This window comes from Planotetraspora phitsanulokensis (assembly GCF_016863295.1).
Taxonomy (GTDB): Bacteria; Actinomycetota; Actinomycetes; order Streptosporangiales; family Streptosporangiaceae; genus Planotetraspora; species Planotetraspora phitsanulokensis.
Genome location: NZ_BOOP01000028.1, coordinates 114,396 through 135,939, shown reverse-complemented (window position 1 = coordinate 135,939; position 21,544 = coordinate 114,396). Strand labels below are relative to the sequence as shown.

Here is a 21,544-nt window from a genome sequence, read left to right as displayed (position 1 = left end):
CGTGAGCGAGACGACGCCGTGGCGCAGGACCCGGCCCTTCTGGGGCGGCCTGCTGGTCCTGCTCGGCGGCGTGGAGTTGCTGAGCATCCCGTTCGCCTCACAGGCGCTGCCCCTGGTCGTCCAGTCGGGCACGGTCGGCGCGAGCTATCTGATCGCGCTGGTGCTGATCGCCGTCGGCCTGCTGTTGTGGTGGCAGCCCAGCCAGCGGATCTTCCTGGGCGTGGTGGCCGTGCTCGTGTCGCTCGCGTCGTTCGTCTACGCGAACCTGGGCGGATTCGTCCTGGGCATGATGCTGGGCCTCGTCGGAGGGGCCCTCGCGGCCGCCTGGACGCCCGAGTCCGGCGCGGACGGGCCGGACGACGCGCAGGGCCCGCCGCCGGCGACGGGCCTGACGTTCTCGCGGCGGCGTGTCGTCAGCGGCGACGAACTCGCGAACACCCCGCCCGCCTCGCCGGACGAGCCCAAGGGCGGCGCGTCCGGCGTGTGGATCGGGCGGGTCAAGGACAGGCCGGACGGTGACGGCGAACCTGCGACACCGGGTTCCGGCGGCGGTTCGAGCGCCGGACCCGACGAGAAGCCGGGCCCCGGCGGACGGGCGCTCGCGATCGCCGCGCTGCCGATGATCCTCATGTCGGGAGCCGCCCTGCACGCGGCCGGCGCGTCCCAGGCCCCGGTGGTGGCGGCCGAGGCGGCGTCCGTGAGCGCTCCCTCGCTGACCATGACGGGGATGAAGTTCCACGGCGTCGTGGAACTGCCCAGCGCGACCGGGATGGTCAAGATGTTGTGGTTCACCATGGACCGGGCGGTGTTGTCCGGACCGCGGCAGACGATGGGGCGCGCCACCCTGACCGGGAGCACCTTCACCTTCACCGGGAACGTCGACATCTACACGACCAAGATGACCGGCACGCTCCTCGGCCTGCGCCAGGAGTTCACGGCGGAGAACCCGAACGTCCTGGTCAGGGCGTTGAAGCTGGTGCCGAGGCTCGATCTTCCACTGACCATGACCGACATCGTGAGCGAGCGGCCGTACGTCACGGCCGACTCCCTCCAGACGGAGGGCCTGCGGCTGGTCGTCGCGCCCTGACCACCGGGTGATCAGGCCGGGTCGCGGCCGCCGGCCCGGACGAGGCCGGTCTCGTAGGCGTGGATCACCGCCTGCGTGCGGTCGCGGAGGCCGAGCTTCGACAACAGGCGGGCCACATGGGTCTTCACCGTGTGCTCGGTCACGACCAGTTCCGCCGCGATCTCGGAGTTGGACAACCCTCGGGCGATCAGCTGAAGGACCTCCGACTCCCGGGGTGTGAGCAGCGTGGCCGCCGTGGCACGCCGTCGCCCGGTGAACTCGGCGATCAGCCGTCTGGTCACCTTCGGTGCGAGCAGCGCGTCCCCACGCGCGACGATTCGCACTGATTCCGCCAGTTCCTCGGCCCGGATGTCCTTCAGAAGGAAGCCGCTCGCCCCCGCGAGGAGCGCTTCGTAGACGTACTCGTCCAGGTCGAAGGTCGTGATCATGAGGGCCTTGACGCCCAGGTCGGTGACGGCCCGGGCCACGTCGATGCCGTTCATGACCGGCATGCGGATGTCGAGCAGGGCGACGTCGGGCCGCTCGGCGTGCGCGAGCCGTACCGCCTCTCCACCGTCGGAGGCGGCTCCCACGACGGCGATGTCCGGCTGGGCGGCGAGCACGGCGGTGAAGCCCCTGAGCACCACCGGCTGGTCGTCGGCCACGAGAACCTTGATCATTCGAGTGGAAGCCCTGCCTGGACGAGGAACCCTCCGGCCGGACCGGGACCGGCGACGAACCAGCCGCCCAAGGCGACCGCCCGCTCGCGCATGCCGATCAGCCCGTGCCCGGGAGCCTCGCCGGGTCCGCCCGGGGCGTCCCCCGGCGCCGTGGGTCCCGGGCCGTCGTCGGCGATCCGGAGAGCGAGGAGGGTAGGCCGGTATGTGATCTCGATGGAGACCCGGGCTCCGGGGGCGTGCGTCCTGGAGTTGGTCAGGGACTCCTGGATGATCCGGTAGGCCGACACGTCCACGGCCTGCGGCAACTCCTTCTCCTCCCCGACGATGTCGAGGTCCACGTCGCCGCCGTGATGTTCGAGCAGTTCGGGCAGTTGCCCCAGCCCCGGCTGCGGCGCCGTCTCCGGAGGGACGTCCGCGCGCAGCACGCCGAGCAGCCGCCGCATCTCGGTCAGCGTTGCGCGGGCCGCCGTGGCGATCTCCGCGAACTCCTGCCGGGCCGCGTCGTTCAGATCCTTGATGGTGTACGGCGCCGTCTCGGCCTGCACCGCGACCATGGAGATGGAATGGGCCACGACGTCGTGCATCTCCCTGGCGATCCTGGCGCGCTCGGCCATGGCCGCCTGCTCCCGCAGGGTCTCCAGGTTGTCCGCCCGCACCTCCCTGACCTCCGTACGGCTCCGCCGGACGTCGGCCACCATGGTGATCCCCACCAGGAGGGCACCCGCGACCATGCAGGCCACTGCGATCTGGGACAAACTGATCGGTCCCGGAGCCAGATAGACGAGGCCTGCGACGCCCGCGAGCAACGCGCCGATGCCGCCCGTGAAGATCCAGGCCGCCCTGCGCTCGAGCAGGCGCTGGACGGTGTAGAACGACAGCGCCGCCGACGCGAGCACCGGGATCGCCCAGGCGCCCGGCCGTGGCGGGGACATCATGATGAGGGCGGCGCCGACGAGGGTGAGCGTCACGGTCAGCCACGGGTAGGCGCGGCGCATCACATGCGGCGCGGTGGCCAGGAGCACGCCCACCAGATCCAGCGGCGCCGAGGTCGTGCCGGCGGTGCCGAGAAGCGCGAGGACCGTGAGCGCCGCGCCCAGCAGGAGGTCCACCCGGGAGCTCAGGGCCCTGCGGAGGTCGAAGGAGCCCAGGCTCCGCTCGACCTGGTCGATTCCTGTCGTCAGGTTCACGCCGAGAATTGTCCGCCGACCGTGAGTGAGGTGTCGTCACTCCCGAGAGCGACGTCTGGATCGCGCGACCGTTGGATCACCGGGGTCCACCGCTGGATCACCGGGGTTGCTGGGATCACCGGGGTTGCTGGGATCACCGGGGCCGCAGAAGCCGCAGGGCCTTCTCCTTCTCGAAGTCGAGCGCCCGGCGCGGCGCCTGGATGCGGCCGATCCTGACGCCCAGATCGCGTACGGCCTGGGCCACGGCCGGGTCGGACAGCGCCCGCAGGGCGAACGCCAGCTCGGCGGGGGAGATGTCGAAACGGCGCTCCAGATCCATGGCCTGGCTGACGGCGGCGAGCTCGTCGGGGCCGAACCTGCGGTGCGAGCCCCGGTCGCGCACAGGCGGGAGGAGGCCGAGGGACTCGCGATAGCGCAACATCCGCGGCGACACACCTAGTCGTCGCGCGGCTTCCGTTATCCGCATCCCTGCCCCTTTCACGCCCCGTCTGCGCCCACGCTAGACAGTCAGGAGGCCCTTTGGCAGCCCCTTGCGGCCAATTCTCACATTCTCGTGTCAAGTTCGGCCTCCCGGGCGTGCGCCGTGCCGTACGAGCGGCCTAGACTCGCTGCGACGGACAATGGAGGGACACGAAAATGGACTTCAAGGTCGCCGACCTTGCACTTGCGGAGTTCGGCCGCAAGGAGATCCGCCTCGCCGAGCACGAGATGCCGGGCCTGATGGCGACCCGTAGGGAGTACGCCGCCTCGCAGCCGCTCAGGGGCGCGAAGATCATGGGCTCGCTGCACATGACGATCCAGACCGCGGTGCTCATCGAGACGCTGGTCGCGCTCGGCGCCGATGTCCGCTGGGTGAGCTGCAACATCTTCTCCACGCAGGACCACGCCGCGGCCGCGGTCGTCGTCGGCCCCGAGGGCACCGCCGACAACCCCTCCGGCGTGCCGGTCTTCGCGTGGAAGGGCGAGACGCTGGAGGAGTACTGGTGGTGCACCGAGCAGGCGCTCGCGTGGCCCGACGGCTCCGGCCCGAACATGATCCTCGATGACGGCGGCGACGCCACGCTCCTCGTCCACAAGGGCGCCGAGTTCGAGAAGGCGGGAGCCGTCCCGGTCGCCGGTGAGGACGACCCGGAGGAGTGGGCGATCATCCTCGACACGCTCCGCCGTACGGTCACGGACGAGAAGCGCTGGAGCGCCATCGCCCAGGAGATCAAGGGCGTCACCGAGGAGACGACCACCGGCGTGCACCGGCTCTACGAGATGCACAAGTCGGGCCAGTTGCTCTTCCCGGCGATCAACGTCAACGACTCGGTGACGAAGTCGAAGTTCGACAACAAGTACGGCTGCCGCCACTCGGTGATCGACGGTCTCAACCGGGCCACCGACGTGCTCATCGGCGGCAAGGTCGCGGTGATCTGCGGCTACGGCGACGTCGGCAAGGGCTGCGCCGACGCGCTGCGCGGCCAGGGCGCCCGCGTGATCGTGACCGAGATCGACCCGATCTGCGCGCTGCAGGCGGCCATGGACGGCTTCCAGGTCACCACGCTGGAGGACGTCGTCGGCATCGCCGACATCTTCGTCACGACGACCGGCAACTTCGGCATCATCACCGCCGAGCACATGTCGCAGATGAAGCACCAGGCGATCGTGTCCAACATCGGCCACTTCGACAACGAGATCGACATGGCCGGCCTGGGCCGCATCCCCGGCATCGTGAAGAACAACATCAAGCCGCAGGTCGACGAGTGGATCTTCCCTGACGGGCACTCCATCCTCGTGCTGGCCGAGGGCCGTCTGATGAACCTGGGCTGCGCCACCGGCCACCCCTCGTTCGTGATGTCGAACTCGTTCACCAACCAGGTGATCGCCCAGATCGAGCTCTTCACCAAGACCGAGGAGTACCCGGTCGGCGTCTATGTGCTGCCCAAGCACCTGGACGAGAAGGTCGCCCGCCTGCACCTCGACGCGCTCGGGGTCAAGCTGACCAAGCTGACGAAGAAGCAGGCCGAGTACATCGGCGTGCACGTCGAGGGCCCCTACAAGCCCGACCACTACCGCTACTGACCCTTTGCGGGTGATCATGCACCCCCTCGGGTGAGTGGCCGCTGAGCAGCCACATCATCGATCGTGATCGTGCGCACATTCGTGAAAGTGGTGCGTGAGCCGGGGTTATGAGGTTCGTGATCATGCAGTGCCGTACGGCCGTACTGGGTGCGGCCACAGCGGTGCATGATCACGAACTCTCCCGCCGCAGCTCAGGAGGGTCGCCGCCGAATCTGTGCATGATCACGTTCAGTGAAGGGCCAGGTCATTGCGGATGCCGCCGAATGCGTGCATGATCACGCGGGTTGTCGGCGCAGGTGGCGGCGGGAATCGAGGAATCTGTGCATGATCACGGCGGGATGGCGGAGGCGGGGGAGCGGCGGATCGGCTGGGCCGCCAGGTCCATGCCCGTGCTCGAGGCCATCGGGGCGAGGTTCGCCCAGGACCGGCCGTTGGAAGGGTTGCGCATCGCCGCCTGCCTGCACGTGACCGCGGAGACCGCGGTGGTCATGGGCGCGCTCAAGGCGGGAGGCGCCGAGATCGCCCTGGCCGCCTCCAACCCGTTGTCCACTCAGGACGACGTCGCCGCGGCGCTGTCCACGTACGGCATCGCCGTGCACGCCAGAGCCGGTGTGGACAGGGACACCTACTACCGGCACATCCACCAGGCGCTGGACATCACGCCGAACCTCGTGCTCGACGACGGCTGCGACCTGGTCAACATCCTGCACACGGAACGGGTCGAACTGCTCGACGAGGTCGCCGGCGGCTGCGAGGAGACCACGACGGGCATCATCCGGCTCCGCCAGATGGCCGCCGAGAACGCGCTCAGGTTTCCCATGGTCGCGGTCAACGACACCCGTACGAAGCGGATGTTCGACAACAGGTACGGCACGGGCCAGTCCACCCTCGACGGCATCATGCGGGCCACGAACCTCCTGCTGGCCGGACGTACGGTCGTCGTCGCCGGCTTCGGGTTCTGCGGCCGCGGCGTCGCGGAGCGGGCCAAGGGCCTGGGCGCACGCGTCGTCGTCACCGAGATCGACCCCGTGAAGGCTCTCGACGCCGCGCTCCAGGGATACGACGTCCAGCCGATGGGGCGGGCCGCGGAGATCGGCGACGTGTTCGTGACGGTCACCGGCAACCGCGACGTGATCCGGGCCGAGCACCTGGCCGTCATGAAGGACGGCGCGGTCCTCGCCAACGCCGGTCATTTCGACGTCGAGATCGACGTCCGGGCCCTGGAAGAGATGGCCCAGACCGTGCATTTCGGGATACGCCCGAACACGGATGAGTACGTCCTGGACAACGGCAGGCGGCTGCTCCTGCTCGCCGAGGGCCGCCTGGTCAACCTGAGCGCCGCCGAGGGGCACCCGGCGGCCGTGATGGACATGTCCTTCTCCGCCCAGGCCCTCGCGGTCGCGTGGCTCGCCCAGGAGGCGGCCGGGCTCACTCCCGGCGTCTACGACGTTCCGGCGGAGGTCGACGTCCAGGTGGCGAGGCTGAAACTGGGGGCGACGGGCATCGAGATCGACGCTCTCACCTCCGAGCAGGAGGACTACCTGCACTCCTGGCGGGTCGGCTCCTGAGCTCCTCGGCGTCGAGGAAGGGCGCTTGAAAAGGCTCATAAAGGACGGTGGGCACGACCCGTGCGGCCTCTCCTCCGCACATGGTCGTGCCTCACCTCAACCCCATTAGCAGGCATGGCCCCATGACCTGCCTCGGAACCCATGCCCCCCTAATCGGGCTCTACACCTCACATGGGGGGGACAAATCCTCCCGAGGTCGGGCCGGAGGGTTCCGCCGGAGGTGACGGCGGGTTCGGGGCGGGAGGCGCCGCCTCCCCACCGGCTCCCGGCATCGCTCCGCTGTACGGAGAGTGCCCGCCGTACGGAGCCGCTCCACCGTACGGCGAGGCGGGTGACCCCGGCGCGCCGTCATATGGCGGCGCGGCCCACTGGGGAGCCTGGCCGTACGGCGCGGCGGGTCGCCGGGTCTGCGCGAGCCGCACCTGCTCACGATGACGGCGCTCGGCGAGCACGGCGGCGAGGTAGGCGTGCGGCGGGACGCCCGGCGGGGGCGGGGGCGCGACACAGGCGCTCACCTGGCCCGCGATCCGCATCCCCATGTCGTGCTGCGCGTACGGGGACAGCTGGTGCCAGCGTGAGAGGTACTGCCGGGCGGTGTTGGCCAGCTCGTCGGGGAGTTGAGACAGCTCCAGCGTGGAGGCCCAGCCGGCGAGCTGGGGCGGCATCGGGGGCGGCGGCGCCTGTCGCGGCGCGCGCTCGCCGATGACGATCGTGCCGGCGAAGATGTCGCCGAGCCGCTTGCCCTTCTGGTTGATCAGCGACGTGATGAGCGCGGGAGCGCCGAACAACGCCCAGAACTCCACCAGTCCGGCCAGCCCGCGAAACAGCGCCTGGCGGAACCGCTCGGGCCCGCCGTCCTCGCTCACGACCCTGAGCCCGAGCGCGAGCTTGCCCAGGCTGCGTCCCCTGCTGACCGTCTCGAAGATCACCGGGTAGCCGACCAGAACGAGCGCGGTCAACAGGATCGTCAGTCCGGCGGACAACGCGTCGTCGGTGATGAAGGAGGCGTTGGCCAGCAGCAGGGAGATCACGATCAGGGCTGCCGTCTGCACCAGCCAGTCGATGATGAAGGCCCCGGCACGGCTGGGCAGCTGGGCGATCCGTACCTCGACGACGACGGCATCACCCGTCACGACTTCTGACACACTCGCACCCTACTGTGCGCCGGTCGATAGGGTTTGATCTGTGGACATCGATGCCTTTGTCGCGGCCAGCAAGCCGAGCTGGGACCGGCTTGAAGACCTGGTGCGGAGGCGTCGATCGCTGAACGGCGCGGAGGTCGACGAGCTGGTCGAGCTGTACCAGCGGGCCTCGACGCACCTGTCCATCGTCCGGTCCGGTTCCCGGGACGCCATCCTGGTCGGCCGTCTCTCCTCGCTGGTCGCGCGGGCCCGCTCCGCCGTCACGGGGGCGCACAGCCCGGCCTGGCGCGAGGTCGTCCGGTTCTTCACGGTGTCGTTCCCCGTTGTCGCCTACCGGGCGCGCAGATGGTGGCTGGGGGCGACGCTCGCCTCGCTGGTCGTCGCGTGGGTCATCGGCGTGTGGATTGCCAAGAACCCCGACGTCCAGGCCGCGATCGGGACCCCCGAGGACATCAAGCAGCTGGTGGACCACGACTTCGCCGACTACTACTCCGAGAATCCGGCGGCGTCGTTCGCCGGACAGGTGTGGATCAACAACGCGTACGTGAGCATGCAGGTCATCGCGTCCGCGGTCCTGCTGGGCCTGCCGATTCCGTACATCCTCGTCCAGAACGCGGCGAACGGCGGCCTCCTCGGCGGCCTGATGGCGGCGAACGGGAAGGCCGATATCTTCTGGGGACTGATCCTCCCTCACGGGCTGCTGGAGCTCACCGCCGTCTTCCTCGCGGCCGGGGCCGGGATGCGCCTCGGCTGGACGGTCATCGACCCCGGGCCGCGGAGGCGCGGTGAGGCCCTCGCCGAGCAGGGGCGGGCCGTGATGAGCGTCGCGCTGGGTCTCGTCGCCGTGCTGTTCGTCTCGGGGCTCATCGAAGCCGGTGTCACGCCGTCCGGGCTGCCCACCTGGGCGCGAATCGGTATCGGCGCACTGGCCGAGATCCTCTTCCTCACCTACGTGATCGTCTTCGGGCGCAGGGCCGTGCGGCGGAACGAGACGGGCGACATCGAGTTCGCCCCGGATCTGGCTCCCACCAGCTGACGCACGCGTCAGAGACGGCCCGCCGCCTTCAGCGCGAGATAGGCGTCCGCCAGCGCGGAGGCGATGTCCTCCGGGAGGGCGTCCACGACCTCGACGCCGTGACGGCGCAGCAGAGACGTGATCCGCCGCCGCTCGCCCCGCAGTTGCTCGGCCGCCGCCGCGTCGTAGACCTGCTCCGCCGTACCCCGTCCAGAGGCCATGGCCGCGACGCGCGGATCGGCGACCGCGGCCACCAGCACCAGATGCCGCGAGGACAGCTGCGGGAGCAGGGGCAGGAGACCCTCCTCCATCGCGGTCGCGTTGAGGTCGGTCAGCAGCACCACCAGGCAGCGGCGCTTCGCCCTGGCGAGGACGGCCGCCACCATGCCGGGCGAGTCCGCCTCGACGAGCTCCGCCTCGATCGGCGCCATCACGTTGACCAGGGACGACAACAACTCGGTCCGCGCCTGCCCCGAGAGCCAGGCGCGTACCGCGCGGTCGTAGGCGAGGAAGTCGACACGGTCGCCGGCGCGTGCGGCGAGGGCGGCCAGCAGCAACGCGGCGTCCATCGACCAGTCCAGGCGGGGCCATCCGGGAGCCGGACGCCGCGCGGCGTCTCCCCGGTCCCGGCGGTCGCCCTCGGGCGGTTCGGACGCCAGGGGGATCGGAGCCGTGCCGACGCGGCCCGCCGAGGTGCGGCCGGTGTCCAGCACGATGAGGACCCGGCGGTCACGTTCCGGACGCCACGTGCGCACGACGACGTCGCGCCGCCTCGCGCTGGCGCGCCAGTCGATGGACCGCACGTCGTCGCCGACGACGTACTCGCGAAGCGAGTCGAACTCGGTGCCCTGGCCGCGCACGAGAGCGGGGTGCTGGCCGTCCAGCTCCCTGAGGCGGGCCAGCTTGGCGGGCAGATGCTTGCGGCTCAGGAACGGCGGCAACACCCGCACCGACCACGGGACCCGATGCGTCCCCTGACGTCCGGCCAGGCCGAGCGGCCCCAGCGAGCGGACGGTCACGGTGACCGCCTCCCGGTCGCCTCTCCGGGTGGGGGTGAGGGTGACGGTGAGGCGCCGCCGCTCTCCCGGCGGCACGTCGACGCCGAGTCGCCGGGGTGCGGCTCCCGCCGAGGGCGGCCAGGCGTCACGCAGCACGCCGCGGACCCGGCGCGGGCCGGGGTTCTCCACAATCAGCCCGACGGTGACCGACTGGCCGAGCCGTACCAGCCGCTCGCCCTCACGGCTGAAGCGCAAGGGGCGAATCCCGCCCGCGAAGATCAGGTCGACCACGATCAGGCAGGCGAGGAGCAGCACGACGCCCAGCACCGCGAGCCCCGGCCGCGGCGCGAAGAGCACCACGAGGGCGCCGAGGGCCGCGAGCAGTCCCGCGCGTCCCGTCAGCGCCATGGTGCCGCCCTTCCTTCTCGTACGGCTCCCGCCACACTGTGCATGATCACGAACTCCATCTTCCCAGGTCAGCCCACTTGATCGCGAACTTGTGCATGATCACGCCCGGAGTGATGCCAGGTCAGGCGGCCTGTTCGCGAGCCTGTGCATGATCACGCCAGAAGGTCAGCGGGGGACGGGGACCGAGGCCAGGATGCCGTCCAGGACGCCGTCAGGAGTGGCGCCCTCGAGCTCCGCCTCCGGCCGCAGCTGGACACGGTGCCGCAGCGCCGGCCTGGCCAGGGCCTTCACATCGTCGGGGGTGACGTACGTACGGCCGGACAGCCAGCCCCACGCCCGGGCGGCGGCGAGCAGGGCCGTCGCGCCTCGAGGCGAGACGCCGAGCTGCAGCGACGGAGACTGCCGCGTCGCCCGGGCGAGGTCGACGATGTAGCCGAGCACCTCCGGGGCCACGTGTACCTGCTTGACGGCCTGCCGCCCGGCTTCCAGGTCGGCGGCGGTCGCCACGGGCTTGAGGTGTGTCAGGTCACGGGGGTCGAAGCCCAGCGCATGGCGTTCGAGCACCGCGATCTCCTGATCCCGGGGAGGCAGCGGCACGGTCAGCTTGAGCAGGAACCGGTCCAGCTGGGCTTCCGGGAGCTGGTAGGTGCCCTCGTACTCGATGGGGTTCTGGGTCGCCGCCACGATGAACGGGTCGGGGAGCACGCGGGCCGATCCCTCGACGCTGATCTGGCGCTCCTCCATGGCCTCGAGCAGAGCGGCTTGGGTCTTCGGCGGCGTGCGGTTGATCTCGTCGGCGAGCAGCAGGTTCGTGAAGACCGGCCCCTCGCGGAACTCGAACTCCGACGACTTGGCGTCGTAGACCAGCGAGCCGGTCACGTCGCCGGGCATCAGGTCGGGGGTGAACTGCACCCGCTTGAAATCGAGCGACAGGGTGGAGGAGAGCGCGCGGACCATGAGCGTCTTGGCGACGCCGGGGACGCCTTCGAGCAGCACGTGCCCACGGCACAGCAGGGCGATCACGAGGCCGGTGACGATGGAGTCCTGCCCCACCACGGCCTTGCCGACCTCGGCCCGCAACGTGGCGAGCGCCTCCCGCGCCGCGTCGGCCCCCGGCGTGGACGGCTGCGGGGCTCCGGCTGCGAAGGCCCCGGATCCAGGTGTCGTCACGAGTCTTGTACCTGCCTTTCGAGTGTGTCGAGGTATCCGGCCAGGGCGACGAGCCCGGAGTCGTCGGCGGGAGCGCCGCCGAACAGCGCTGGCCGTATCTGCTCCGGATCCTCTCCGGTTCGCGCGGCCACCGCCGTGACGATCTCGTCGGGCGTGGCCGTGCGGGGAAGCCCGAGGCGCGGGGCGATGCGGTCGATCGTCGCGGCGCGCAGCGCGAGGGCCGCCCGGTCCCGTGCGCGGCGCGCCCGGTACAGGCGTCCTCTGCCCTCCACGGTCTCGGCCGCCCGCACCACCACCGGGAGGCGCTCTGCGACGACCGGGCCGAGCCGCCGCCCGCGCCACAGGGCGACCAGGCCCACCGCGATGACGAGTTCGAGGACCGCCCAGCCCACTCCCTGGGGGATCAGGTCGCCGATGGTCTTCGGTTCGGAAGCCGACCCGCCCGACCCGCCCGACCCGCCCGGCTCGGAGGTCTCGTCGGATTGGGCCGGCGGCACCAGCCAGATGAGCCGGTGCTTCGCGCCCGCGAGGTTCATGGCCAGAGCGGCGTTGCCGTCCTCGGCCAGCCGGAGGTTCGTCATGAACTGGCCGTCGCCCACCACGGTCACCGTACGGCCGTCGGCCACGTAGCGGACGAGGGTCGGCTTGCCTCCCGAGGGGTAGCAGCCGGTCGATCCCGCGGGTGCGGTGAACGCCGAGCCGCCCATGTAGGCGTCGCCTGCCAGCGTCGCCTCGCGCAGCGCGCACTCTGGCGATCGCGAGCGGGAGGGGGTGCCGCCGATCTCAGCGGTGAGGCCGCCGGCCAGCACGTCCAAGTGCCGGACGTCCCCGACGATCAGCCTGTCGGCGGGCGCGGCGGCGATGCGGGCGGCCTGTTGCTCCGTAAGGAGCGCCGACTCGGTGATGAGGAACTGGCTGTCGGGGCCGGCCGCGGCGAGCGCCGTCGCGACGTCGTCCACCCGCTGGACCTCGACTCCGTGCGCGCCGAGCACCTGGGCCAGAGCCCGGCTGCCGACGAGGGAGGAGTCGCCGGGGTCGAGCAGGGCGCCGCCACCGGACGACCCGGACGGCAGCAGCACCGGCACGACCGCCGCGATCACGACGATCACGCCGACCAGCACGATCGCACGTCCCCGCCGCCAGATGCCGCGGGCCGTGGGCGAGACGGAGAAGGACCGCTCGGCCGTCTGGAGCGTCATGCGGAGGCCTCCAGCACGACGCGGGCGGCCATCAGGCTCTCGTCGAGGTCCTTGAGAACGGCGTAGGCCTCCGGCGTCCCCGCCACCTCGCCGTAGGTCACGTCGTCGAACACCCGGGCGGCCGCTCGCAGGTCGGAGGCGTGGGACGGCAGGGCCTGTCCCGCGCTCTCGGCCAGTTCGAGGGCGGTGCGGCCGGGCAGCGGGCTGACGATGGCGCGCTCTTCGAGCCCTCGGGCGATCGCCCGGAGGCGTTCCTGGACGGCTCCGGTCCAGTCGCCCTCCGACGCGAGCCGCTCCGCTTCCGCTCGATGTTGCTCGGCCGTCCGCTCCTGGGCGCCGAACACCGTGCCGGCGACCCGGCGGCCACGGGACATGCGGCGCATCGCCCACACCAGGAGGGCCACCAGGACCGCCAGGATCACGACGATGACGACGAGAGAGACCACGCTGCCGGCCCCGCCCCCGCGGACGCTCAGGAGGTCGCCGATGAACTGGTTGACGACCCGGTAGATCCGATCGAAGAAGCCCTCTTGCTGGTAGCCGGGCTTGAGCAGTTCCCTCGCCGCCTCCTGCTGCGCCTGGTCACGCCCGATGTCGACGGGAGCCCCGAGCAGCACGAGGGACGACGAAAGGAAGAGGGTCACGGCCGCGGCTCGTGTGGAGGGGTCTCCGTGGAGCCCTGCTGCGGCGTCCCGGGATCTCCGGGGGCGGGCCCGGCCGCGCTCCCCGAAGACGGCGTCCCCGGAGACTCGTAGGGCGTGGTCGGCGGAGCAGGTGTGCCCGGGGCCGCGTAGGGAGTGGTTCCCGGAGTGCCGTAGGGGTGCGTGGTGCCCGTTCCGTGCTGCGCTCCGTACTGCGGAAGCGGCCCGCTCGCGCCGTAGGCGCCCGTCCCGTACGTGCCCGTGCCGTACTGGACGCCGGACTCCGACGCCGCGTAGGAGGGGTGCCAGTAGTCGTCGACGCTCTCGTGCACCCAGCCCTGCTGCTGGTTCCGCCCGGCCGCCGTCTGCAGCACGAGGTCGAACGCCTCGGCCCGCATCCGCCGGTCGGCGTAAAGCAGCCCGCTCACGCCCGCCTGGAACGGATAAACGATCATCGCGCTGAGCACGCCGCCGATTGACGAGATGACGGCCGCGCCGATTGCTGCACCGCCGCCGGATCCCAGGCTGACCACCCCGAGGATCGAGCTGGCGATCGTGAACGGCACCGACAGCACCGCGCCGGCGATGCCTGCGAGCAATCCGGTGAGAGCCAGGATGCCGAGCACACGCCACGAGTCGCCCTTCACCAGTCCCCAGGAGCGGCGCAACCCGTCGGTGACCCCGCGTTGCTCGAGCACCACGGCGGGGGCGGACAGCGCGAACTTGGTGGTGAAGAAAACGGCGTAGACCATCCAGGCGATGAAGAGCAGCAGTATGAGCCCGATGAAGGCCCCCACGCCGGATCCGTCCGCGAGACCGTCGAATCCCCCCGACTGGCCGACGATGACGAACACCCCGATCACCACGAGCAGCGGCCCCACGATGATGAGCGTCTGCAGCAGCACCAGCCCGAGCAGGGCCGGAATCCGCGACCTCGCCAGCCGCCAGGCCTCGCCGACCGTGATGCGCCCGCCGAAGACGGCCCTGCCGAGCACCCGCATCAGGATGCCGGTGAGGATGGTCGTGGCGACGTAGGAGATGACGAGAGAGAGGACCGCACCGGCGAGTTGTGCGAAGAGACCGGTCATCATCGACTGAGTGTCCAGGCTGTCCGGATCGGACATCAGACCGTTGAACGACTGGAAGTAGACGGCCTGCCCGATCGTCCGGGGAACGATGGCGATCGCCGCGATGATGGCCGACAGGCCGAGCGTGGCCCGGGGGTTCGACCGGATCAGCTTGATGGCGCCGTCGAGGATGTCCCCGAGGCCGAGCGGGCGCAGCGGGATGATGCCCGGGCGCGGCGCCTGCGGGCGATAGCCGTACGGTGCGGGCGGATAGGCGCCGTAGGGCCCCGCCGGCCCGTATCCCTGTTGCCCGCCGTACTGCTGGCCGGAAGGCTGCCCTCCATACTGCTGCCCGCCGTACTGCTTGCTTCCGTATTGCTGCCCGCCGTACTGGCCGCTGCCGTACTGCTGGCCGCCGTACTGCGGGTCGGAGGGCGGCGGCGCGGCTTGCCCGGGCTGTCCCTGGGCGTGGGGTCCGCCGGAGGCTCCGGGAGCGGTCCAGGCCCCGTCGGTTTGTCCGTACGGTGGCGGCTGCTCGGAAGCCCAGCCGGGTGGCACGTCGGGGGTGGGGCCAGGGCCGTCTGTCATGTCCCAATCCTGGCATGATGTACGGACTGATGGCACGGTGATCGCCTGAGTGGCCCCCGGCCGATCGGGGCGGCGTGTCCGGGCGGTGATCAGCCGGTTACGGGGATGGCAGAAACGACCTCTCCGGGCGCAGACTTGGAACGTGTCATCTCTGAAGCGATCCCCACCGTTGTGGCCGCATCTGGTCAGATCATCGCGCGTTCTTCCCCGGCCCCTTAAACTGCATCCTTTGTCATGGTCGTGTAACACGTAAGTGGCAGCCACCGGTAACCTTCGGATGAACCCGTGACAAACGCCCAAATCTCCCGGTAGTGCAAAACGAATGAGGGCCCATGAAAGGTCGTGTGCTGGTCGTCGACGACGACGCCGCTCTCGCCGAGATGCTCGGCATCGTCTTGCGCGGGGAGGGGTTCGAGCCGTCGTTCGTGGCGGACGGGGACAAGGCTCTTGACGCGTTCCGCGACACCCGGCCCGACCTGGTGCTCCTCGATCTCATGCTGCCCGGCGCCGACGGCATCGACGTGTGCCGCAGGATCCGCGCGGAGTCGGGCGTGCCGATCGTCATGCTGACCGCGAAGAGCGACACCATCGACGTGGTGCTCGGCCTGGAGTCCGGCGCCGACGACTACATCGTCAAGCCGTTCAAGCCCAAGGAACTCGTCGCCCGGGTCCGCGCCCGGCTTCGCCGTACGGACGAGCCGACGCCCGAGATTCTCCAGATCGGCGACATCACCATCGACGTCGCGGGCCACTCGGTGAAGCGCGCCGACGAGACGATCAACCTCACGCCGCTCGAGTTCGACCTGCTGGTCGCCCTGGCCCGCAAGCCGCGCCAGGTGTTCACCCGTGAGGTGCTCCTCGAGCAGGTCTGGGGTTACCGGCACGCCGCCGACACCCGGCTGGTCAACGTGCACGTCCAGCGGCTCCGCGCCAAGATCGAGAAGGACCCCGAGCACCCGGAGATCGTGGTGACGGTCCGCGGCGTGGGCTACAAGGCCGGGCCGGCCTGACGCCAGGGCGCCGACGATGCCCGCTGCCGCCCCGGCGAAGAAGAAGCCTCGCCGCAGGACCCCGCGTCAGATAGCGCGGGGAGTCCGCAGGCGTGCCCGGCGCGCCGCCGGAAGGGTGCGGCGGATCTGGCGGCGCTCGCTCCAGCTGAGGGTGGTCACCAGCACGCTGGTGATCTCGATGGCCGTGGTGGCCGTGCTCGGCGTCTTCCTCATGCAGTCGATCGCGACGTCGGTGCTCAAGAGCCGCGAGCTGGCGGCGGTAGAGGAGTCGCGGGCCAACATCGCCACGGCGAGCGGATATCTCGCCCCCCAGACCGCCGAGGTGGCCGACGCGTCACCGGAGGGCGGGTCGGGCGGACAGGCCGCCAATCCCGTCGACTCCGCCGTCTCGGCGCTCACGGAGCGGTCGGGCGGCCGCTACGACGTGGTCGTCTTCAACGAGGACGGCATCGGCGACGGGCGGGCCTCAGGAAAGATCGACTACGCGAGCATCCCCGCGCGGTTGCGGGACAAGGTCAAGGCGAGCGAGGAGGGTGTCCTCTACACCCAGCCGGTGACCCTGCGCTACCTGGGCACCAAGGCGCCCGAGAGCGGCCTCGCCATCGGTGGCAAGGTCAACGACTCCTACGAGATCTACCATCTGTTCCCGCTCAACTCGGAGGAGACGACGCTGCTCGCCGTGCAGCGGGTGCTGATCGGCGTCGGCGTCGCGCTGGTCCTGCTCCTCGCCGCGATCGCCTACCTGGTCACCCGCCAGGTGGTCACCCCCGTACGGCTCGCGCGCCAGGCCGCGGAACGGCTGGCGGCCGGACGGCTGGAGGAGCGGCTCAAGGTCCGGGGCGAGGACGACCTCGCCCGGCTGGCCACCTCGTTCAACGAGATGGCCTCCAACCTGGCCGTGAAGATCCATCAGCTCGAGGAGTTGTCGCAGGTCCAGCGGCAGTTCGTCTCCGACGTGTCCCACGAGCTGCGCACCCCGCTGACCACCGTGCGGATGGCCGCCGACCTGCTCTACGAGAGCAGGGAGGACTTCGATCCCGCCGCGGCCAGGTCCGCCGAGCTCATGCAGAACCAGCTCGAGCGGTTCGAGTCGATGCTCGCCGACCTGCTCGAGATCAGCAGGTACGACGCGGGCGCGGCCACCCTCGACGTCGAGTCCGTCGACATGCGCGACGTCGTCCTGCGCGCGGTCGGGGACTCCGAGGCGCTCGCCGAGCGCCAGGCCACCAGGTTCGAGCTCAGGCTCCCCAGTGAGCACTGCATGGCCGAGGTGGACAGCCGCAGGGTCGAGCGAATCCTGCGCAACCTCCTGTTCAACGCCATCGAGCACGGTGAGGGCAGGGACATCGTCGTCACCCTCGGCGCCGACCGCGACGCGGTGGCCGTGGCCGTCCGCGACCACGGCGTCGGGCTGAAACCGGGGGAGGAGAACCTGGTCTTCGACCGCTTCTGGCGAGGCGACCCGTCACGCGCGCGCACGATCGGCGGCACCGGCCTCGGCCTGGCGATCTCCCGCGAGGACGCGATGCTGCACGGCGGTTGGCTCCAGGCCTGGGGGTCGCCGGGAGAGGGCACGCAGTTCCGGCTGTCCCTGCCCCGCCTGGCCGGGACCGAGCTGCGAGGCTCGCCGCTTCCGCTGGTGCCGCCCGAGGTCGAGATCCGGCGCGCCTGGCGCGGCCACGCCACTCCGGTCATGGCCCCGGCCGTCGCGGAGGTCGGCGCGCGGTCGCTGGAGAACGCCGACGCGGGCGGTTTCGATGTGGACTGACGGCCCCGGATCGGGAGGACGGCGCGGTCGTCTCGTGGCCGGCCGCGCCGCGGTCTTCGCGGCGATGACGCTCGCCCTGGTGGCCATGGCCGGCGCGTGCGCCGTCGTGCCCACGACAGGCAGCCCGCGCGCGGCGGAGGAGGACAACAGCAGGGACACGCTCAACCAGCCGTATGTCCGTATGATCGCGACGCCGCCGCTGAAGGACGCTTCGCCGGAGGAGATCGTCAAGGGCTTCCAGGCCGCGATGGCCAGCTTCGACGATCCGACGCTCGCCGTCGCGCGGCAGTACCTCACCGAGACGGCGGCGCGGAAGTGGGACCCCTGGCGGCAGACGACGGTCTTCGAGAGCAAGCTCGTGCCCGAGGGACCTTCGGGCCAGAACCTCCAGGACGCCAAGGACACCACGGTCACCCTCAAGGGCACGGCGGTCGCGACCATCGACTCCGAGGGGCGCTACACGCCGGCCTCGGGGTCGGTGGCTCAGCAGTTCACCCTGGCCCGGGGGGACGGCGCGCAGTGGCGTATCGACGCCCCGCCCGACGCCCGCCTGCTGTCGACCGACGACCTCAAGCGGGACTACCGGCAGGTCGACCTCTACTACCCGCCGGCCACCCACTCGGAGGGCCTGGTCGTCGACCGCGTGTGGGTGCCGATCAACCCCAGCACCGGGGTGCCGGAGACGGTGGTCCGCAGGCTGCTCGCCGGCCCCACGGCGTCGATCAGGAACTCGGTCAGCACCGCCTTCCCCGACGGGACCGATCTCAACCAGATCACCGTGGAGGGCGACACGGTCGTGGTCGACTTCACCTCCCCGGTGGAGTCGGTCGCCGCCGACCGCATCGACGCGATGAAGGCGCAGCTCTCCTGGACACTGGGCGACCTGGTGACGGGCAGGACCGTCGAGATCCGGGTCGACGGGGAGGCCTTCCGGGGGGGGACGGGTCTGCGCTTCAACCCCCGGGACTACTCGCAGTTCGATCCCAACGTGCTGCCCTCCCAGCCGCAGTCGTACTACATGCAGGACGGGAAGCTGTATCGGGCGAAGGGCGAGAAGGGCGGCGAGCTCGTGTACGGTGCCGCGGGCACCGCGGACGCGAAGTTCTCCGACCCCGCGATCTCCGGCGAGCCCTCGCCCCGGGTCGCCGCGCTCGTCGGCGACGAGGGGGTCTGGGTGACGACCACCGTGCTCGACGGCCAGTGGCAACGATGGATCGCGGGCAGGACCAAGAACCTGACTCCGCCTTCGTGGGATCGTTACGGCGCCGTATGGACGGCGGAGCGGGTCGGCGACCACGAGACGCGGGTCTGGCGGGCGCTGGCGGGCCAGGCCCGTCGCGTGAACATCGGCAAGGACCTGGAGGACAGCCGCGTCCTCGCGCTCCGGGTGTCCCGTGACGGGGCCCGGGTGGCGATGATCACCGAGGACGGCGCGGGTCAGGCGGTCGAGATCGGGACGATCGTCAGGACCGGAGAGGACGCCGCGATCACCAACGTCCAGCGGCTCGACCCGCGCACCGGCCAGGACATCGTGGACATCGCCTGGCAGGACGCGGCCAGCCTCCTCGTGCTCTCCAAGGGGAACGCCGGCCAGGAGTTGTCCACATGGTCGGTCATGGAGGGGATGGAGGTCCCCGACGCCGCGATCAAGCTGGACGCGCAGGCCGCGATCGGGTCTATCGTCGGCGCGCCGCCCGACCACGTGCTCGCCGACTCCGACGGCGAGGTGCGCACCTACAACGTCGACAAGAAGGCGTGGATCGCCATCGCGAAGGACGGCGCAGCCAACCCGGTCTACCCTCTCGGCTGAGTGGGCCCGGTGAGGCCGGCCGGGGTGAGGCCGCCCGCTGGTTGTCGGTGGCGGCTGGCAGGGTTGCCCCGTGCTCGCGGCGCTCCTCGACCTGATCCTTCCTGCTCGCTGCGCCGGCTGCGGCGAGCCGGGATCCATGGCGTGCCGTTCGTGCGCCGCTGAGCTGGTCAGGGCGCCCGCGTCCCGCCCTCCCTCGCCGGCGCCGCCCGGGCTGCCGGAGTGCTGGTCGGCGACGGGCTACGACGGCGCGGCCCGGCGCATGGTGCTCGCCTACAAGGAGCGCGGCCGTACGGCTCTCGCCCACGTGCTCGGGGCGAGCCTCGCCGCCGTGGCCGTAGCGGCCCTGGAGGCCCTCGGCGGCCGGAGGGGCCCGTTGGTGCTGGTGCCGGTCCCGAGCGCGCGTGCGGCCTCACGCAGGCGCGGGCACGACCCGGTGAGGGCGCTCGCCTCGGCGGCCGCGGTCCGGCTCCGCGAACAGGGGATCCAGGCGACCTCCGCGCCGGTGCTGCGGCAGGAGAGGCGGGTGGCCGATCAGGCGGGGCTCGGCTCCGCCCAGCGTGCCCGGAATCTGTCGGGAGCCTACGGCGTCGCGGACGGGGGCTCCGGCCTGATCGGGCACGCTCGCGTCGTGCTGGTCGACGACGTCGTCACGACGGGCGCCACACTGGCAGAGGCCGCGCGGGCGCTCGGGGCCGCCGGGGTTCCCTCCGCTCTGGCGATCACGGTCGCCGCGACGCCCCGCCGGTCGGCGATCTACCCACAGGCCGGCGGGCTCCCGCCGGGAACCGCTCGTACGGCGGCGCGACCGGGTTGGTCCGCCCCGCCGGGAGCCGCTCGTACGGCGGCGCCGCGGCGTTGACGCGCCCCGTCGGGCGGCCGCGCTTGCACCGCATCCGGCGACGAGCCGACGGCGGGGTCGAACGGCGACACGCCGGGATCGTCAAGTCTCTCTTTGTAACGGAGAGTAAAGGTTGGCCAATTCTCATGCTGACCACCTGGCCACACCTGTGTGACCTTCTTTCGAGATCCAGCCAGCTCACCAGGAGGAAGGAGCGCGCCGCGCGCGGGGATTCCATCGTCGGGTGATCATCTTCGGCGGAGTGGGGGACCGTTACAACATCACAGACGGTGATCGTTTGGCGGATCTCCTGGCTGACATTCGGCCCCGCAAGGACTAGCGTGCAGACATGGCACCCGTCCGGGTCCGTGGTTGCACCGGGCCTCTCTCCTTCGGGGGATCGGCCTGGCTAGCCGATGCCAGCCGCAGGCAAAACGGTCCACGTAAGGCGACTCTTGGTCGACCGATCACGGTGCGGCTTAGAGGTAAGTCCTGCCTTCCCGGGGGTCCAGATGTCCCCCGCAAGGAGAGAAGGGCAGTAGTGGCGACTGAGCTGCGAACCCCTCAGCAGGCGGATGTGGGGACGAAGACCAGGTCGGACGGGCGGGTGCCGCAAGAACCACAGTCGATATGCGAAGGGGGGCTTTGTGTGGACATCATCGTCAAGGGACGGCACACCGGAGTGAGTGACCGATTCCGCGATCATGCGACTACCAAGCTGGCCAGGATCGAGCGACTGAACAACAAGCTCATTCGCGTGGACGTCGAGGTCTCCAAGGAGGCCGGCAACCGCGTGAGCGGCCAAAGAGAACGGGTGGAGCTGACGATCCACTCGCGTGGTCCCGCCATCCGCGCGGAAGCGGCGGCGGACGATCGATTCGCCGCACTCGACATCGCGCTGGGGAAGCTGGTCGAGCGCCTGCGCAGGCTCGGGGACCGGCGCAAGATCCACCATGGCAAGAGCTGCCCGCCGTCCGTGGCCGAGATCACGGCCTTCATGGGCGAGGGCGGAATGGAGACGATCGAGGCGACCGGGCGTACGGCGCCGGCGACCGCGGTCGAGTTCGCCCAGGAACGGCGCAGCCCCGCCGAGGCCGTCGTTCCCATCGAGATGGACGGTGACGGTCCGCTCGTCGTCCGTGAGAAGTTCCACGAGGCCGATCCCATGACGATCGAGCAGGCGCTCCTGGAGATGGAGCTCGTCGGTCATGACTTCTATCTGTTCCGCGACAAGGAAGGCGGCCAGCCCAGCGTCGTCTACCGGCGGCGAGGCTACGACTACGGTGTGCTGAGGCTCATCGAGAGCTAGCCGTCCCCCCGTAGAC

At 70.7% G+C, this 21,544-nt stretch carries 18 protein-coding genes; 9 read left to right on the top strand and 9 right to left on the bottom strand.

Features of this window, described 5'->3' with window-relative positions:
• Position 1: 1 nt before the first annotated feature.
• Positions 2 to 1,087: a DUF6114 domain-containing protein gene (locus Pph01_RS28620; protein ID WP_204076260.1), complete on the top strand. Its 1,086-nt coding sequence runs from the start codon at positions 2 to 4 to the stop codon at positions 1,085 to 1,087.
• An 11-nt stretch (positions 1,088 to 1,098) separates the two neighbouring features.
• Here the strand turns inward: Pph01_RS28620 and Pph01_RS28615 are convergent, their stop codons facing one another.
• The 3 genes from Pph01_RS28615 to Pph01_RS28605 all read right to left on the bottom strand — a co-directional run bounded on the left by Pph01_RS28615 (position 1,099) and on the right by Pph01_RS28605 (position 3,399).
• The gene (locus Pph01_RS28615) at positions 1,099 to 1,746 is read right to left on the bottom strand and encodes a response regulator (protein ID WP_204076259.1); all 648 of its coding nucleotides are present in this window, start codon (positions 1,744 to 1,746) and stop codon (positions 1,099 to 1,101) included.
• Entirely contained in the window at positions 1,743 to 2,933 is a 1,191-nt protein-coding gene (locus tag Pph01_RS28610; protein ID WP_204076258.1) for a histidine kinase, read from the bottom strand. Before Pph01_RS28610 ends, Pph01_RS28615 begins: the two co-directional genes overlap by 4 nt.
• Positions 2,934 to 3,066: 133 nt before the next feature.
• Positions 3,067 to 3,399 (bottom strand): MerR family transcriptional regulator, encoded by a 333-nt coding sequence (locus tag Pph01_RS28605; protein ID WP_204076257.1) that lies wholly within the window; start codon positions 3,397 to 3,399, stop codon positions 3,067 to 3,069.
• A 170-nt stretch (positions 3,400 to 3,569) separates the two neighbouring features.
• On the opposite strand from Pph01_RS28605, the gene ahcY reads away from it, so the two are divergent.
• Complete coding sequence (ahcY, locus tag Pph01_RS28600; protein ID WP_204076256.1) at positions 3,570 to 4,997, top strand: adenosylhomocysteinase; 1,428 nt, start codon at positions 3,570 to 3,572, stop codon at positions 4,995 to 4,997.
• Between the two features lie 338 nt (positions 4,998 to 5,335).
• The gene (locus Pph01_RS28595) at positions 5,336 to 6,565 is read left to right on the top strand and encodes an adenosylhomocysteinase (protein WP_204076316.1); all 1,230 of its coding nucleotides are present in this window, start codon (positions 5,336 to 5,338) and stop codon (positions 6,563 to 6,565) included.
• Between the two features lie 167 nt (positions 6,566 to 6,732).
• On the opposite strand, the gene Pph01_RS28590 is transcribed toward Pph01_RS28595, so the two are convergent.
• Positions 6,733 to 7,710 carry an RDD family protein gene (locus tag Pph01_RS28590; RefSeq protein WP_204076255.1) on the bottom strand — a complete coding sequence of 326 codons (978 nt, stop codon included), beginning with the start codon at positions 7,708 to 7,710 and terminating at the stop codon, positions 6,733 to 6,735.
• 40 nt (positions 7,711 to 7,750) lie between these two features.
• On the opposite strand from Pph01_RS28590, the gene Pph01_RS28585 reads away from it, so the two are divergent.
• Positions 7,751 to 8,743: a stage II sporulation protein M gene (locus Pph01_RS28585; protein WP_204076254.1), complete on the top strand. Its 993-nt coding sequence runs from the start codon at positions 7,751 to 7,753 to the stop codon at positions 8,741 to 8,743.
• An 8-nt stretch (positions 8,744 to 8,751) separates the two neighbouring features.
• On the opposite strand, the gene Pph01_RS28580 is transcribed toward Pph01_RS28585, so the two are convergent.
• The 5 genes from Pph01_RS28580 to Pph01_RS28560 form a co-directional block, all read right to left on the bottom strand.
• On the bottom strand, positions 8,752 to 10,128 hold the full coding sequence (locus Pph01_RS28580) for a DUF58 domain-containing protein (RefSeq protein ID WP_204076253.1): 1,377 nt from the start codon (positions 10,126 to 10,128) through the stop codon (positions 8,752 to 8,754).
• A gap of 165 nt (positions 10,129 to 10,293) precedes the next feature.
• Positions 10,294 to 11,298 carry an AAA family ATPase gene (locus Pph01_RS28575; protein WP_204076252.1) on the bottom strand — a complete coding sequence of 335 codons (1,005 nt, stop codon included), beginning with the start codon at positions 11,296 to 11,298 and terminating at the stop codon, positions 10,294 to 10,296.
• A complete protein-coding gene (locus tag Pph01_RS28570) occupies positions 11,295 to 12,497 on the bottom strand; it encodes a DUF4350 domain-containing protein (RefSeq protein WP_204076251.1) in 1,203 nt (400 codons plus the stop codon). Before Pph01_RS28570 ends, Pph01_RS28575 begins: the two co-directional genes overlap by 4 nt.
• Positions 12,494 to 13,141, bottom strand: coding sequence for a DUF4129 domain-containing protein (locus Pph01_RS28565; protein ID WP_239117082.1), 648 nt, complete (start codon positions 13,139 to 13,141; stop codon positions 12,494 to 12,496). Before Pph01_RS28565 ends, Pph01_RS28570 begins: the two co-directional genes overlap by 4 nt.
• Positions 13,138 to 14,793: a DUF7847 domain-containing protein gene (locus tag Pph01_RS28560; protein WP_204076250.1), complete on the bottom strand. Its 1,656-nt coding sequence runs from the start codon at positions 14,791 to 14,793 to the stop codon at positions 13,138 to 13,140. Before Pph01_RS28560 ends, Pph01_RS28565 begins: the two co-directional genes overlap by 4 nt.
• Positions 14,794 to 15,125: 332 nt before the next feature.
• Between Pph01_RS28560 and mtrA the strand changes: the two genes are divergently transcribed.
• The 5 genes from mtrA to hpf all read left to right on the top strand — a co-directional run bounded on the left by mtrA (position 15,126) and on the right by hpf (position 21,528).
• Entirely contained in the window at positions 15,126 to 15,803 is a 678-nt protein-coding gene (gene mtrA, locus Pph01_RS28555; RefSeq protein ID WP_203885046.1) for an MtrAB system response regulator MtrA, read from the top strand.
• Positions 15,804 to 15,819: 16 nt separating this feature from the next.
• A complete protein-coding gene (mtrB, locus tag Pph01_RS28550; RefSeq protein WP_204076249.1) occupies positions 15,820 to 17,571 on the top strand; it encodes an MtrAB system histidine kinase MtrB in 1,752 nt (583 codons plus the stop codon).
• A 34-nt stretch (positions 17,572 to 17,605) separates the two neighbouring features.
• A complete protein-coding gene (locus Pph01_RS28545; protein WP_204076248.1) occupies positions 17,606 to 19,381 on the top strand; it encodes an LpqB family beta-propeller domain-containing protein in 1,776 nt (591 codons plus the stop codon).
• Positions 19,382 to 19,451: 70 nt separating this feature from the next.
• Positions 19,452 to 20,240, top strand: a complete 789-nt coding sequence (locus Pph01_RS28540) for a ComF family protein (protein ID WP_239117081.1) — start codon at positions 19,452 to 19,454, stop codon at positions 20,238 to 20,240.
• Positions 20,241 to 20,868: 628 nt separating this feature from the next.
• Entirely contained in the window at positions 20,869 to 21,528 is a 660-nt protein-coding gene (gene hpf, locus Pph01_RS28535; RefSeq protein ID WP_204076247.1) for a ribosome hibernation-promoting factor, HPF/YfiA family, read from the top strand.
• The last annotated feature ends 16 nt before the right edge of the window (positions 21,529 to 21,544 follow it).

Excerpts from the sequence above, each read along its gene's own strand:
- Pph01_RS28615 (WP_204076259.1), bottom strand. The coding sequence starts at position 1,746 with ATGATCAAGGTTCTCGTGGCCGACGACCAGCCGGTGGTGCTCAGGGGC.
- Pph01_RS28605 (WP_204076257.1), bottom strand. The coding sequence starts at position 3,399 with ATGCGGATAACGGAAGCCGCGCGACGACTAGGTGTGTCGCCGCGGATG.
- ahcY (WP_204076256.1), top strand. The coding sequence starts at position 3,570 with ATGGACTTCAAGGTCGCCGACCTTGCACTTGCGGAGTTCGGCCGCAAG.
- Pph01_RS28595 (WP_204076316.1), top strand. The coding sequence starts at position 5,336 with ATGGCGGAGGCGGGGGAGCGGCGGATCGGCTGGGCCGCCAGGTCCATG.
- Pph01_RS28580 (WP_204076253.1), bottom strand. The coding sequence starts at position 10,128 with ATGGCGCTGACGGGACGCGCGGGACTGCTCGCGGCCCTCGGCGCCCTC.
- Pph01_RS28570 (WP_204076251.1), bottom strand. The coding sequence starts at position 12,497 with ATGACGCTCCAGACGGCCGAGCGGTCCTTCTCCGTCTCGCCCACGGCC.
- Pph01_RS28560 (WP_204076250.1), bottom strand. The coding sequence starts at position 14,793 with ATGACAGACGGCCCTGGCCCCACCCCCGACGTGCCACCCGGCTGGGCT.
- mtrA (WP_203885046.1), top strand. The coding sequence starts at position 15,126 with ATGAAAGGTCGTGTGCTGGTCGTCGACGACGACGCCGCTCTCGCCGAG.
- mtrB (WP_204076249.1), top strand. The coding sequence starts at position 15,820 with ATGCCCGCTGCCGCCCCGGCGAAGAAGAAGCCTCGCCGCAGGACCCCG.